Source organism: Paenibacillus sp. GYB004 (assembly GCF_036577605.1).
Classification (GTDB): Bacteria; Bacillota; Bacilli; order Paenibacillales; family NBRC-103111; genus Paenibacillus_AB; species Paenibacillus_AB oceani.
The window spans coordinates 286,557-299,450 of record NZ_JARBDB010000040.1 but is presented as its reverse complement, the minus strand read 5'-3'; the positions used below and the strand labels follow the sequence as shown (position 1 = coordinate 299,450).

At 58.1% G+C, this 12,894-nt stretch carries 13 protein-coding genes and 1 riboswitch; of the genes, 12 read left to right on the top strand and 1 reads right to left on the bottom strand.

Annotated features, from left to right (window positions below; genetic code table 11):
- Positions 1–142 precede the first annotated feature (142 nt).
- From PV433_RS17505 to PV433_RS17495, 3 genes are all read left to right on the top strand, one after another.
- Positions 143–1,489, top strand: coding sequence for an ABC transporter substrate-binding protein (locus tag PV433_RS17505; RefSeq protein ID WP_332073353.1), 1,347 nt, complete (start codon positions 143–145; stop codon positions 1,487–1,489).
- A 102-nt stretch (positions 1,490–1,591) separates the two neighbouring features.
- Positions 1,592–2,644 (top strand): alpha/beta hydrolase family protein, encoded by a 1,053-nt coding sequence (locus tag PV433_RS17500; protein ID WP_332073352.1) that lies wholly within the window; start codon positions 1,592–1,594, stop codon positions 2,642–2,644.
- A gap of 194 nt (positions 2,645–2,838) precedes the next feature.
- Positions 2,839–3,438 (top strand): DUF2087 domain-containing protein, encoded by a 600-nt coding sequence (locus tag PV433_RS17495; protein WP_190927606.1) that lies wholly within the window; start codon positions 2,839–2,841, stop codon positions 3,436–3,438.
- A 100-nt stretch (positions 3,439–3,538) separates the two neighbouring features.
- Here the strand turns inward: PV433_RS17495 and PV433_RS17490 are convergent, their stop codons facing one another.
- Positions 3,539–3,808, bottom strand: coding sequence for a YciI family protein (locus tag PV433_RS17490; RefSeq protein ID WP_332073351.1), 270 nt, complete (start codon positions 3,806–3,808; stop codon positions 3,539–3,541).
- A 235-nt stretch (positions 3,809–4,043) separates the two neighbouring features.
- Here PV433_RS17490 and PV433_RS17485 point away from each other — a divergent pair, with 235 nt between their 5' ends.
- The 9 genes from PV433_RS17485 (at position 4,044) to PV433_RS17445 (ending at position 12,890) form a co-directional block, all read left to right on the top strand.
- Positions 4,044–4,550 (top strand): hypothetical protein, encoded by a 507-nt coding sequence (locus tag PV433_RS17485; RefSeq protein WP_332073350.1) that lies wholly within the window; start codon positions 4,044–4,046, stop codon positions 4,548–4,550.
- A gap of 221 nt (positions 4,551–4,771) precedes the next feature.
- Complete coding sequence (locus PV433_RS17480) at positions 4,772–5,917, top strand: winged helix DNA-binding domain-containing protein (protein ID WP_332073349.1); 1,146 nt, start codon at positions 4,772–4,774, stop codon at positions 5,915–5,917.
- A 7-nt stretch (positions 5,918–5,924) separates the two neighbouring features.
- Complete coding sequence (locus PV433_RS17475; RefSeq protein ID WP_332073348.1) at positions 5,925–6,245, top strand: thioredoxin family protein; 321 nt, start codon at positions 5,925–5,927, stop codon at positions 6,243–6,245.
- 338 nt (positions 6,246–6,583) lie between these two features.
- Positions 6,584–7,609: an NADH:flavin oxidoreductase/NADH oxidase gene (locus PV433_RS17470; RefSeq protein ID WP_332073347.1), complete on the top strand. Its 1,026-nt coding sequence runs from the start codon at positions 6,584–6,586 to the stop codon at positions 7,607–7,609.
- A gap of 83 nt (positions 7,610–7,692) precedes the next feature.
- The gene (locus PV433_RS17465) at positions 7,693–7,953 is read left to right on the top strand and encodes a hypothetical protein (RefSeq protein ID WP_332073346.1); all 261 of its coding nucleotides are present in this window, start codon (positions 7,693–7,695) and stop codon (positions 7,951–7,953) included.
- Between the two features lie 256 nt (positions 7,954–8,209).
- The gene (locus PV433_RS17460) at positions 8,210–9,271 is read left to right on the top strand and encodes a phosphotransferase enzyme family protein (RefSeq protein WP_332073345.1); all 1,062 of its coding nucleotides are present in this window, start codon (positions 8,210–8,212) and stop codon (positions 9,269–9,271) included.
- Positions 9,272–9,500: 229 nt separating this feature from the next.
- Positions 9,501–9,633, top strand: a riboswitch (cyclic di-AMP (ydaO/yuaA leader).
- Positions 9,634–9,635: 2 nt separating this feature from the next.
- Positions 9,636–10,109: a C40 family peptidase gene (locus tag PV433_RS17455; RefSeq protein ID WP_190927592.1), complete on the top strand. Its 474-nt coding sequence runs from the start codon at positions 9,636–9,638 to the stop codon at positions 10,107–10,109.
- Between the two features lie 199 nt (positions 10,110–10,308).
- Positions 10,309–11,769 carry a circularly permuted type 2 ATP-grasp protein gene (locus PV433_RS17450; RefSeq protein ID WP_332073457.1) on the top strand — a complete coding sequence of 487 codons (1,461 nt, stop codon included), beginning with the start codon at positions 10,309–10,311 and terminating at the stop codon, positions 11,767–11,769.
- Positions 11,763–12,890, top strand: a complete 1,128-nt coding sequence (locus tag PV433_RS17445) for an alpha-E domain-containing protein (RefSeq protein WP_332073344.1) — start codon at positions 11,763–11,765, stop codon at positions 12,888–12,890. The genes PV433_RS17450 and PV433_RS17445 overlap by 7 nt, the downstream gene beginning before the upstream one ends.
- Positions 12,891–12,894 lie beyond the last annotated feature (4 nt).

Genomic DNA, 12,894 nt, shown 5'->3' with positions numbered 1-12,894 from the left:
CAGTCAGAAGGTTTCCGATCCATGTACGGAAAGGAGTGTTGTAAGCGTTTCACATTAGACCGATTCGCATATCGCCTTCAAGGTAAAGGTGCTTGAGATGCAGGCTGCCTATTCAAACCAGAGAAAAGGAAGGTCGATCCTATTGGTTACTAACACGAGGCTGCTGGCCGGCGTGGCCGGTTTGCTGCTTATTGGAACGTTGGCCGCTTGCAGCGGGGGAGAGACGGCTCCTAAGGTTGCCGATCCCGGCGCGAAGGAAGCCCCTAAGCAGGCGGAGAAGCCGCCCGAGCCGATCGAGCTGAAAATACACGCTCTCGGCGTATCCGAGCAAGAGTTCAACACCCGCTTCAAGGACGTATTGCAGAAAAAATTCCCCCATATCCGAGTAGTCTGGCTGCCGACGGCCGGAGCAGCCAACACGATTCAGGAGTACGTCGCCCGCGGCGAAATTCCCGATATCATCCGCAATATCTCCAGCACGGTGCACACCAACTATTTGAACATGGGGCTCGGCTACGACCTGCGCGAGTTGGTAACGAAGTACAAGTACGATCTGAACCGGTTTAATCCGATTTTTATTAACGGCTTTAAAGATTTAACGTCGCAAAACGGAGAACTGTACGGCCTTCCGGTGTCGCCGTTTTTCTCAAGGGTGCTCTACTACAATAAAGACCTGTTCGACAAATTCGGCCAGCCTTATTTGAAGGACGGCATGACTTGGGATGAAGTATACGAAGTCGCCCGCAAAATGACCCGGGTCGAGGACGGAGTCACTTACCGCGGCTTTTCCGCCTTTGTCGCTACGTTTATGACCTACAACGAATACTCGCTCTCCACGCTCGATCCGGCCAAAGACCAGTTGTCCAGCTTCGATACGTGGAAAAAGATTTTTGACAACTACACGCGGTTTTACCAAATTCCGAACAATCCGATCGCCCCGACGCTGGCGGAAGAGCAGAACGCGTTCCAGAAAGGGACGGTCGCGATTCATGCCGATATTTACTCGCCGTACTTGGATCTGAGCATGATCAAAAACTGGGATATGGTTTCCATTCCGGTTATCGAGGGGGCGCCCAAAAAAATCGGCATCTTCCCGCCGGGGTATCTGCTCATCACGAAGCAGAGCAAGTACAAGGACGAAGCGTTCCAGGTCATCATGGAGATGCTGAGCGACGAGGTGCAGATGAAGGATGCGCGGAACGGCTTTTTGCCGACGGTCGCAAGCAAGGACATGATGAATGCGCTCGGCCAGGACAGCGCCGTGCATAAGAGCAAAAACATGAAGGCCGTCGGGTATTATGAATTCGCCCCGCTTCGCCCGGCGCGGGCCAAGGGGATGACGCTGATCGATACGAACATCGCGGACACGCATTTGCGCAGCGCGTTCGTGGAAGCCGCTCAGGGCAAGTCTGATGTGAATACGGTGCTCCGCAAGACTGACGAACTGCTCAAGCAGGAAGTGGAGAAGGAGAAAAGCAAGACGAAGTAGCGGCACGAAGCGAATGACCGCAGCCGGCTCCGCCGAGGTCTCCGGTATAACCTCGGCAGCAGCACGGCAGCGGCAAATCATACCCAAACAGGAGAGACACCAATGGCTTACAACTTATACGAATTGAATCGGGGAGGCGTCCCGAAGCTGCTGGACGGATTGGAGGAGACGCAGGACTGGGAGCGCAAGCGGAGCGGAATTCGGCAGCAGTGGCTGGATTTCATCGGCGGCGTCCCGGACCGCGTCCCGGTTTCCTGCAAGACGCTTGGCGAAACGAAGGAGAGCGACCATACGAGGATTCATCTCCTGTACGATACGGCGCTGGGCGATACGGTCACCGCCTACCTGCTGATCCCGGATGATTCCGTGGGCGGAGCGGGACCGGACGGACGGCGCCCCGCCGTCCTGGCGCTTCACCCGACGCATGAGAGCGGGAAGGAGAACGTTGCTACGGCTGACGGCCGGGAGAACAGGCGATACGGGCTTGAGCTCGTCTCCCGGGGCTACATCGTGCTCGCCCCCGATGCCTTGACGGCCGGGGAGCGAATCTACGAAGGACTGTCCTCCTTTCGCAGCAAACCGTTTTATGAGCGGTATCCGGAATGGTCCACCGTCGGCAAAAATGTGCTTGACCATATGCAGGGCGTCGATCTGCTCTGTTCGCTAAGCGGCGTGGATGCGGAGCGGATCGGGGTGATTGGGCATTCGTTCGGCGGCTACAACGCTTATTTCCTGGCCGGATTGGACGAACGGGTCCGGGCGGTCGTCAGCAGTTGCGGCTTCAGCCCCTTCTATGGCGACCATCGTCCGACGCATTGGGGCGTCCGCGACTGGTATACGCATCTGCCGAAAGTAACCGCGGCTTTAAGCCGGTACGAGGTGCCTTTCGAATTTCACGAGATTGCGGCTCTCGCGGCTCCGGTGCCTTCGTTTCACTACTTCGGTCAAAGCGACCGGATATTCCCGCACTGGAAGGCGATCGGCGAATGTATGGAGGATCTTTACAAGCTGTATCAGTTTCTCGGGGCGGACGACCGGTTCCAGGCCGTTATGACTGTGAAGGACCATGATTTTCCGCCGGACATTCGCCATATGGCATACGCCTTTCTGGACCGCTGGCTGATGGGGGCCGGGAACGGGCAAGGGGCGGACTGAAAGTAAGCTGCGCTGCCTTGCGCTTCGCGTGTATAGGATAGACTGTACCTCTCTTTAGGGGGCGGTCTTTTTTTTGTTAGCGCCAGAAGAGCGAAAGAGCTTGAAAATGCAAAGAGATTAGATTAATATACAATTAGATATATAGCGAATTAGATTTGTGTCGAATTGTTGCTGATGGAGGGCGGAGGGGTCCCGTGCAATTAGAGAAAATCGTCAATTACCATAAAGCGTTGGCCGATCCGACGCGTATCCGGCTGCTTGTCCTGCTGGCGGATGGCGAGCGGAACGGTCAGGAGCTTGCCATGAAGCTGTGCATTTCGCCGGCGACCGTCACGCATCATGCGGCGAAGCTGCGCGAGGTCGGCTTGATCAACGAACGGCGGGACAAAAATACGATTTTTTTCTCGCTGAACCGGTATTTTATACAAGCGCACAGTACGGCCGTCCTCGAACTGATCGATAAGTCCGCAGGAGAGGAGGAGAATGCAGTGGATGAGGCTCAGATGCGTCTGCAGCAGTCGGTGCTGAAAAACTTTTTTACGGCCGACGGCAGACTGAAACATATTCCCGCCCAATTGAAGAAAAAGCTGATCGTGCTCGAGCATCTCGTATCCGGGCTGGAGCCGGGGAACACCTACACGGAGAAAGAAATCAACGAGTACATCGGCCGGTTCCACGAAGATTATGCGACGATTCGCCGGGAGTTCATCATGCACCAATACATGTTCCGGGATAACCAGATCTACGAGCGCAACCCGAAGGAACTGTGGGCCAGATGGGAAACGTTGTCGTAACGGAAGGTGCGATGATGTCCCGGCTATACCGCGCAACTACCAAAAAACGCCTGAGACAGGAGATCCTCCTGCTCGGGCGTTTTCTATAGGGGGTCCCGCCTCAGGAAAGCGGGAACGAAAGCGCATTCCATTCGCGCAGCTCCAGCGTACGGGCGCCTTCCGCTACGACCGGATCGGCCTCGGCCAGAGCCCGCGCTTCTTCAGGGGAATCGGCGCGGTAGATGACCATGCCGCCTTTTTTATCCGTGAACGGACCGGCCATCACTACTTTGTTTTCCTTGTATAGTCTGTCGAGGTAGTCAAGATGGGCGGGACGGACTTTAGCGTTTAATTCTTGATCGATAATCGTCAGCAGAGCGACGTAGTGCATAACGGATCGGACTCCTTTCGAATTGGGCCGGGCAGGTCGTCCCGGTCTAAGCTTCTCTTGCATTGTACCTTTTCAATCGTCCGGTGAAAAGGGAGGCGGGCATATTTTCGCGGACAGGCCGTAAGGGGCTGCAACTGATGCAGGGCTTCCGCTTGCGGTTGTGTATCGGGGAATCGAACGTTACTATAAAAGTATAGAAGGACGAAGCGAAGAATCGCACGGGAGGTGACCCGTAATGACGAACAGACATAATGTCGAGAAACGAATGCTGGAGCGGGCTGCCGTCCGGGAATTTATCCGCCTGTACAACGGACGCCACCCTGTCAAGCTGCGGCTGTTGTACCAGCACGACCGGCCGGACGCGATTCTGCAGGATTCCCGCGGAACGAAGCTCGGTCTGGAGATTACGCACCTGTTCTATGATGCCGCAGAAGCGAAGGCGCTGCTGGGCCGTCCGGACAACGGCGCTAGCGGACCGGCCAGTCCGCTGTCGCTCGCTCATCTGATCGCGCAGCTCAATGCGCTCATCAAGCGGAAGGAGTCGAAGAAGCAGTCGTACGATCCGTCCTATCCGATCTCGCTGCTGATCCGCAACGCCTCGCCGACTTTCCGGCTGAGCGAGATTTGGGCGGCGCGCGAGCATATCCGCAAACCGAACGACCAGTTTATGGACACATGGTTTTTGACGCGCGACGGCACGCCGGACTGGAAACTGATCAATTTGGACGATTTGAGCCACTGAGCAGGCGGACCGGACGATACGAAAAAGGCGCAACCGGAGCCGCCGGACGTCTTGTCCGCTTCCCGGCCGGCGGCCGGGATGGCACCGGCATCCGTACGGGCGGAGGCCCAGTTTGTCGAGCTGCGGATAAGCGTGGTATACTTGCACCGAAAGTGAAATGAAGCCTCCGGCGTACGGTTTGACGCAAGCCGGCAGGTACACGGAAAGATGGGGTAATCGATATGTCCGCAAAAGGATTGACTGGGGAGCAAGTCGCCGCGTGGCGGTTCGAACGGCAGGGGCTTCTTCGCCGGAAAGGCAAGGAAGACTGGCTGGACGCGGTCCGCAAAATCGGCGGTGTGCACGCCCAGGTCATGTCGGCGGCGGAGCTTGCGATAGGGGCGCGTGCCGACGACATACAACCCGAGCATATACAACGCGCTTTATGGGAAGAGAAAACGCTCGCGAAAACATGGGCGATGCGGGGAACGCTTCATCTGCTGCCGTCTGACGCCATGCCGGGAATGTTGAGCGGATTACGGGAAAGCATGTCCGCATTTTACCGCAGACCGTCCTGGCTGGCGCACCATGGGGTGACACAGGAGCAGATGGATGCGATAAGCGACGGTCTGCGCAGCCGGCTGGGAAGCGAGCCGCTCACCCGGGAACAGCTCGCGGAGGAAATTGTCGCACATACCGGCCATGAGTCGCTCCGGGAGCTGCTGCTATCGGGCTGGGGAGCGCTGCTCAAGCCTGCGGCGCACGAAGGGCTGCTCTGCTTCGGGCCCAGCCAAGGGCAAAATGTGACGTTCGTGCGGCCGGAGAGCTGGCTGCCGAAGTGGCGCGAGCCGGCCGAGTCCGCAGAGGCGCTGCTGCGCGAGGCCGGACGGCACTATTTGTCCGTATTCGGGCCTGCCCTATACGAAGATTTCGGCCGCTGGTGGGGAATCGACCCTTCCAAAGCGAAAAAAGTGTTCCGCAGCCTGGAGGGCGATATCGTCTCCGTTCCGGTCGACGGCCGGGAAGCATGGGCGCTTCGCTCGACCGTGGAGGATATCCGGGCCGCTTCGATTCCGGACAATACCGTGCGGCTGCTGCCGCATTTCGACCCGTATACCGTTTCCTTGTCGCACCGGTCGGACTACGTGCTGGCCGAGCAGCACAAGCCGCTCGTCTATCGCAATCAGGGCTGGATCTATCCGGTTGTGCTCGTGAACGGACGGATGGCCGGCAACTGGGAGCTGGAGAAAAACCGGAACCAGATCGAGCTGAAGGTGGAATGGTTCGATTCGTCTTCGAAGATGAAACCTGCTGTCCGGGCGGGGCTGGAGGACGAAGCGGCGAGACTGGCCGCATTTTACGATACCGATATTATTATGAGGGGTTGAGTCTGGGATGGATAACATTCAAAGCGTCGAGCAGTTTCGGGAGTTGACGGGCCGGGACGAGCTGACTGTAGTGAAATATTATACGACTTGGTGTCCGGATTGCAAAAATTTGGACCGGTTTCTGGACGACATCATCGCCGAGCATTCGGATAAGACGTGGGTCAGCATGGATGCCGAGAAGTTTCAGCCGATTGCCGAGGAGAACGAGGTGCGCGGCATACCGAGCCTGCTCGTCTACCGCGGCGGACAGAAGATCGCCCATCTTCACAGCAAATTCGCGAAAACGCCGGATCAGGTGCGGGAATATTTGAACTCGCTGCCGGAGTAAATGCAAGATACGGCCCGCTTCATTCCTCCGGGGAATGAGGAGCGGGTCGTTTTTTTGTAGCGGATGCCTGTTAGTAGTAAAATAAAAGGGATTGGCTCCGGTGGGGTAATGCGCACCGGCTAATACGATTAAAGTGCGAGTTCAAAAAGTCCGGTTTTCAGCACCGAGAAGATGGGATGAAGCTAGGAAATGAGGAGCGGAGCGTAGTGGGACCTACGTGAGCACCGGAAGTTCCGGCTGAATTCCATATTCGATGTCGAGCAGGCTTCCAGATCGGCTTCGTGATCAAAAGTGGACTTTTTGAACAACCTCTTAAAAGATGTTTTGGAGGGATCTCTATGAACCGTTTGCATACCCCGTTTACGTATAAAGGCTTGCAGCTCCGCAACCGCATCGTGATGCCTCCGATGTGCCAATATTCGGTTGATACGAAGGACGGGAAGCCGGGAGATTGGCATTACGTCCATTATGCGTCGAGGGCGGTCGGCGGCGCCGGACTGGTTATCGTGGAGATGACCGACGTCGAGCCGGACGGCCGGATTAGCGATTATGATCTCGGTTTATGGTCGGACGACCACATCGCTCCTTTCGCCCGCATCGTGTCCGCGGTTCAGGCGCATGGAGCGAAGATCGGCATCCAGATCGCCCACGCCGGCCGCAAAGCCGAGGACGCCGAAGTGCCGGTCGCTCCGTCCGCGATCCCGGTGGCGCCGGGGTCCAAAACGCCGCGTCCGCTAACGACGGAAGAGACGAGAGCGATGGCCCACAAGTTCCGAGATGCGGCGCGCAGAGCGGTGGCGGCGGGAATGGATACGATCGAACTGCACGGCGCTCACGGGTATTTGATCCATCAGTTCCACTCGCCGGCGCTCAACCGCAGAGAGGACGAGTACGGGCAAGATTTGTCGCTGTTCGGCGTCCAGGTTATCCGGGCCGTCAAGGAAGTGATGCCTCCGGATATGCCGCTGCTGCTCCGTATATCGGCTGTCGAATATATAGACGGCGGATACGACCTTGAGCATTCGCTCGCCATCGCGCGCAAGTACAAGGAGGCGGGAGTGGACATCTTCCATGTGTCGAGCGGAGGCGAAGGTCCGGCAGGCAAGCGCAGGCCCGGCAACTATCCGGGTTACCAGGTTCCGTTCGCTAGGGCCTACAAGGAGGCGCTGGACGTGCCCGTCATCGCAGTCGGCATGCTCGATCAGCCGGCGCTGGCCGATTCGGTTGTTGCCAGCGGCGATGCCGATCTGGTCGGGGTAGGGCGCGGGATGTTGTCCAATCCGTACTGGGCCGTTCACGCGATCCGCGCTGCGGCCGGCAAGGAGGCGGCACCGGTGCCGAAAGCTTACCTGCGCGGGTTTTAAAGCGGGCGTACGGAGCAGGCGGCCGGATCGGGTACGGTGCTTGTATGGAAAAGCGACATGTTTTTAGGTTGGAGGATCATACGATGAAAAAATACGATAACGTAGCGGAAACGGATTACGAGGCGATACGCGAAGCTTTGCGCCGGTTGCTTCAGGAGGCGGGCCGCGAAGGCAGCGGGCTGCTGCAGTTCGTGGATGAGGCGGAGCGGCGGGAGGCGGCGGACCGGGAACGAACGGCGCAGCTGATGGCCGAGAACGAACGGCTGAAGCAGGAGGTTCGCAAGCTCCGGGTAGCCCAGGCCGGCACGATGTCCAGCAGGCTGCGGGACGCTTTGCGGGAGTAGGGCGGGGTAAGGACGGCGGGGCCGCCTTACAGAATCGTTATAACGAAACGTTCCATGGAACAAGGCCGATCGATCGGTTATGATAAAGCTAACCTTCAGAAAGGAGTGATGCAAATTGACTACAAAGGTGATTTCGGCTTAGCCGAAACAGACGGGCCACGGCGGCGACGCCGTGGCCGCTGATATTTTACGAGGGTACTCCGCCATAAGCGGGCATGGTCGGCTGTGGCGGTTCAGTTCATAGATCGGGAGGCATATGGTGACGACGGCAAGCTATAGAACGTACGAGAATCTTTTTCTGCATGAAGCTGCGAAACGTTACGGGTTCGACCCGGACCGCATCCGGCACGTCGGTGGGTTTGAAAATCTGGTATACGAGACGGAGAGGGACGGCCGCGAGCTTATTATACGGATTACCCCAAGCACGAAGCGGACGCCGGACTACGTGGCGGCCGAACTGGACTGGATGCTCCGGCTGGCGGACTACGGCGTTCAGGTGGCGAGGCCGGTCGAATCGCTGAACGGACGTTTGATGGAGGCGGCCGAGACGGAAGCCGAGCCGCTGCTGATGGGCGTATTCGAGAAAGCTCCGGGCGGGCATGTCGGAGCGGATCACCCGTTGTGGGGGCCGCGGCTGTTCGAGCAGTGGGGACAGCTGACCGGGCGGATGCACCGGCACAGCGAAACCTATGCCCCCCCGGAAGGCATTCCCCGCCGGCTTGGCTCGGCGCTCGATGAAGTGTATCCGGAGCCTTCCGATGAGGAGGCGCCGTCTGCGGACCGGGACCGGGAAGGAACCGATGAGGCGGGACCGGAAGCCGTCAAGCAGGCGCTGGCGCGTGTATATACTCGAATCGCCGCAGACGTCGAACGGCTGCCGAAGGACGGGGGCCGGTACGGAATGTGCCATCGCGATTTGCATCATGGCAACTTTTTCGCGGACGAAGCGGGCCGGATGACCGCCTTTGATTTTGACGACTGCGGGGACGATTATTATTTGCAGGATATCGCCATGCCGGTTTATTATGCGTCGGTGTTTGCGAGCTGGGACAAGCCCGAGACCGATCCGGGCCGGGTGTCGGACTTTGCGGGCCGGTTTCTGGACGATTTCCTCCGGGGTTATGAACGGGAGCGGCGAATCGGTTCCGGCTGGCTGAAGCAGCTGCCGATGTTCGTCGAGAAGCGGCGCCTCGACCTGTGCCTCATTTTGTTCGACATATGGGGATCGGAGAAGGCGACAGCGGGACAGCGCGAATGGATCTCCGCCAATTCGAAGGCGATCTTGCGGGATATTCCTTGTATGTCGCTTCACCTTTAAATCGGGTATGGCCTAGTATGGACAAGCAAGCCGTTTCGGGAAACCGGAGCGGTTTTTTCTGTTGCAGTTGCCGTTATCCTTATCGTTCCATACCGCCACGCCACCGGTTGAACCTGTGCATGCAGCCGGAATGGAACGTTGAAGAGTTTGCAGGTTTGTCATTTTTTCGTACGCGAAATTAGCAGGATTTGGTCGAATGGAGTCGAATGTAAGCAAAGCGCCACGTTTTAAACAATAATTGCCGAATTCCTTTACGGGAAGCGGGGGAACCATACCGGGTGAATTGGTCTCGCTTCAAAGTGACCATAGGGAACCTTCAACCGAACCCTGAGCTAACCTCGCAGGCACTGGAAGGAGCAGGGTTTTGAAGAAGATTGGTTCTGTTATGCTGCTCAGCTCCATGCTGTTCGTAGCGGCGGCGGGTACGGCTTATGCCGAAGATACGCAGCTGGATCGAGCGGTGGAGGAAGTCGTAGGGACCCCTTACAAATGGGGCGGCACTACGATTAAAGGGTTCGATTGTTCCGGATTCATGCAGTACATCTTCGACGAGTACGGCATCGAGCTGTCGCGTACTTCGAGGGACCAGGCCAAAATGGGAGTGGAAGTCGCCAAGGCAGACCTCCGGATCGGCGACCTGGTGTTCTTCAATACGGACGGTAAAGGAATCTCTCATGCCGGCATCTATTTGGGGGACGGCGAATTCGCTCATTCGGCCAGCAAGGTTGGCGTCAGCATCAGCAAGCTGAGCGACAGCTACTACAAGAATCGTTATGTCACGGCGCGCAGAGTCGTGGACGAGGACACGTTCCTGAAGATGAGCGATGTGAAGCAGTGAATCCGTAAGCGCAGGAAAATCGAACCGGCCCGAGCGTTCTCGCCTGAGAACCTCGGGCTTTTTCTATGCTCACCCCTTTGCCCGATCCGGATCGGAAAGGGGTGCGGCTTCATGCGCGGGAGGGCCGCTTTGTTTGAACGCCGGCGGAAACGGTTAATGGAAGGGTGTAACCGATCTGATTTCGAGAGGAGCCGAGATGATGTTCATGCCTTATGAAACCGGAACCTATTATGATGAAATGCTCGAACCCGGCGGTACTCCGAAAACTCATTACGAAGCGGTATACCGGGCGCTGCACCGGCTGTCGGCAGACGAGCTGCGCCGGAAGCATGAGACGGCCCAACTTCGTTTTTTACGTCAAGGCGTGACGTTTACCGTATATAGCGACAACTCCGGGACGGAGCGGACGATGCCTTTCGACCCGATCCCGATCATTGTGCCGGCCAGTCCGTGGAGCCGGATCGAGCGGGGGATGATTCAGCGCGTAACAGCGTTGGATCTGTTTTTGGACGACGTGTACGGCGATCAGCACATCGTGCGCGACGGAATCGTCCCGTCCCGGCTCGTGACCGGCAATCCTTCGTATTACTCCGGTCCGGCCGTGTCTGCGAGGGCGCCGAAGGGCAGCCGGATCTTTCTGGCCGGCATCGATCTGATCCGCGACGAGCGCGGCGAATACCGCGTGCTGGAAGATAATTTGCGCAATCCGTCCGGGATTTCGTACGTGTACCAGAACCGCTCTGCGATGAGACAGGCGTTCCCGGAGCTGTTCCGCCGGCAGAGCGTGCTGTCGCTGGACCGCCAGCTCGGCATCCTGCATGAAACGATGTTAAGCCATGCCCCGCTCCGCCATTACGGCGCGAGCGGTCCGAGAGCGGTGCTGCTGACGCCCGGGCCTTACAACTCGGCCTATTACGATCATGTGTTTCTGGCTCAGCAGATGGGGATCGAGCTGGTGGAAGGACGCGATCTCGTCGTGCTGGACCATGTCGTCTACGAGAAGACGATCCGCGGCTTGCAGCGGGTCGATATCGTCTACAGGCGAATCGACGACGACTTCCTGGACCCGCTGGCGTTCCGGCCGGATTCGATGCTGGGCGTTCCGGGCTTGCTGGAGGCGTTTCGCCGCGGAAATGTGGCGATTCTGAACGGGATCGGCAATGGGGTGGCGGATCATAAAGGCGTCTACGCCTACGTTCCGGATATGATCCGGTATTACTTGAACGAGGAACCGCTTATCCCGAACGTTCCGACTTATCTGCTGGACGATCCCGAACAGCGGGATTACGTATTCCGGCATATCGACCGGCTGGTCGTCAAAAACGTGGGAGCTTCCGGAGGCTACGATATGCTGATCGGCCCGCATGCGTCGGAGGAAGAAATCGAACGGTTCCGCGTCAAAATCAGGGCCAGCCCCGGACAATATATCGCCCAGCCGACCGTGAAGCTATCGAGGGCGCCGTCGTACCATAACGACAGGGTGTACCCCTGCCATATCGATCTTCGCGTCTTCGTGATGCATGGCGAGAGGACGCATGTGCTGCCCGGAGGGTTGTCCCGGGTCGCGCTCAAGGAAGGTTCGCTTGTCGTCAACTCGTCGCAGGGCGGCGGCGGCAAAGACACCTGGGTGCTGAGCGAGAGGGGAAATCGCGTATGCTGAGCCGGGTGGCCGATACGTTGTATTGGATGGCGCGCAATATCGAGCGGGCGGAGAACAATGCGCGGATTATAGCCGCGAGGCTAAGCCGGATGCCCGAGTCTTGGGAAGAGGGGGAGGGGACGGCTGGAGCGGCTTCTGCCGGATCGGATCGAGCGGACGGAACGGAGAGCGGCGCAAGATGGGCTCCGTTCCGTTCGTTTTCGGGAGCGGGAGCGGATGGACTTGCTCAGGGCGTCCCTCAGGAGGCGGATCTGAATCTGGCCGGCGATTGGGAGGAACTGCTGGAAATCAACGCGTCGCTCGCCGACTACCTGGACAACCATTCAGAGCTCGTACCGGGTGAGATTTTGCACTATTTGACGTTTTCGGAGAGCAATCCGAACTCGATCGCCAGTTGTATCGCCTATGCGCGGAACAATGCCCGGTCGGCGAGGGATTCGATCCCGCATGAGCTGTGGGAGACGCTGAACGACATGTACTGGAATGTCCGCAGGGCGGCGGAGGAGGGCGGAGAGCTGCGCGACTATTACCCGTTTTTGCAGGCGGTTAAGGTAGGATCGTTCACGACGCAAGGCGTCATCGAGTCGTTAATGCCGCGCGGCGCGCCTTATCTGTTCGTGCAAACCGGCAAATGGCTGGAACGCGCCGAGAAGACGGCCCGCATCCTGAATGTCGTCTGCGCCAAGGCGATGAAGCCGGAGGAGCAGCTTCCTGCGCGTCAATATGTGTACTGGCTGACGGCTCTGGAGCTGGTGGGCGGCAGCGACGCCTTTTTGCGGCAATATCCTCCGTATATGCATCCGAAGGATGTACTGGCTTTTCTGATGGCCGACCGGGCTTACCCGCGTTCCATCCGGTATTGCGTCGATCATTTTGTGCAGGCGATGTACCGGCTGGAGGACGAAGGCGTGACTTTGTATACCGGTCCCCTCGTCGCCGCAGTCGAGCAATTGTCCGAGCAGTTCGGCCAAAGCCGCATTCATGAATGGCCGCTGCACGATTTGGAGCGTGATCTGGACCGGTTCCAGAACCTGTGCAACGAGATTGGGGCGCTGGTTACGGGGACGCTGCGTCCGGACGACGGTTTCCGCTATGAAGCTATGATGTGTATACAGGAGTGAGACG

What these genes read in the sequence shown, in the direction of transcription:
- PV433_RS17500 (WP_332073352.1), top strand. Translation starts at nt 1,592, where the DNA reads ATGGCTTACAACTTATACGAATTGAATCGGGGAGGCGTCCCGAAGCTG.
- PV433_RS17490 (WP_332073351.1), bottom strand. Translation starts at nt 3,808, where the DNA reads ATGCACTACGTCGCTCTGCTGACGATTATCGATCAAGAATTAAACGCT.
- PV433_RS17485 (WP_332073350.1), top strand. Translation starts at nt 4,044, where the DNA reads ATGACGAACAGACATAATGTCGAGAAACGAATGCTGGAGCGGGCTGCC.
- PV433_RS17480 (WP_332073349.1), top strand. Translation starts at nt 4,772, where the DNA reads ATGTCCGCAAAAGGATTGACTGGGGAGCAAGTCGCCGCGTGGCGGTTC.
- PV433_RS17475 (WP_332073348.1), top strand. Translation starts at nt 5,925, where the DNA reads ATGGATAACATTCAAAGCGTCGAGCAGTTTCGGGAGTTGACGGGCCGG.
- PV433_RS17470 (WP_332073347.1), top strand. Translation starts at nt 6,584, where the DNA reads ATGAACCGTTTGCATACCCCGTTTACGTATAAAGGCTTGCAGCTCCGC.
- PV433_RS17465 (WP_332073346.1), top strand. Translation starts at nt 7,693, where the DNA reads ATGAAAAAATACGATAACGTAGCGGAAACGGATTACGAGGCGATACGC.
- PV433_RS17460 (WP_332073345.1), top strand. Translation starts at nt 8,210, where the DNA reads ATGGTGACGACGGCAAGCTATAGAACGTACGAGAATCTTTTTCTGCAT.
- PV433_RS17450 (WP_332073457.1), top strand. Translation starts at nt 10,309, where the DNA reads ATGTTCATGCCTTATGAAACCGGAACCTATTATGATGAAATGCTCGAA.
- PV433_RS17445 (WP_332073344.1), top strand. Translation starts at nt 11,763, where the DNA reads ATGCTGAGCCGGGTGGCCGATACGTTGTATTGGATGGCGCGCAATATC.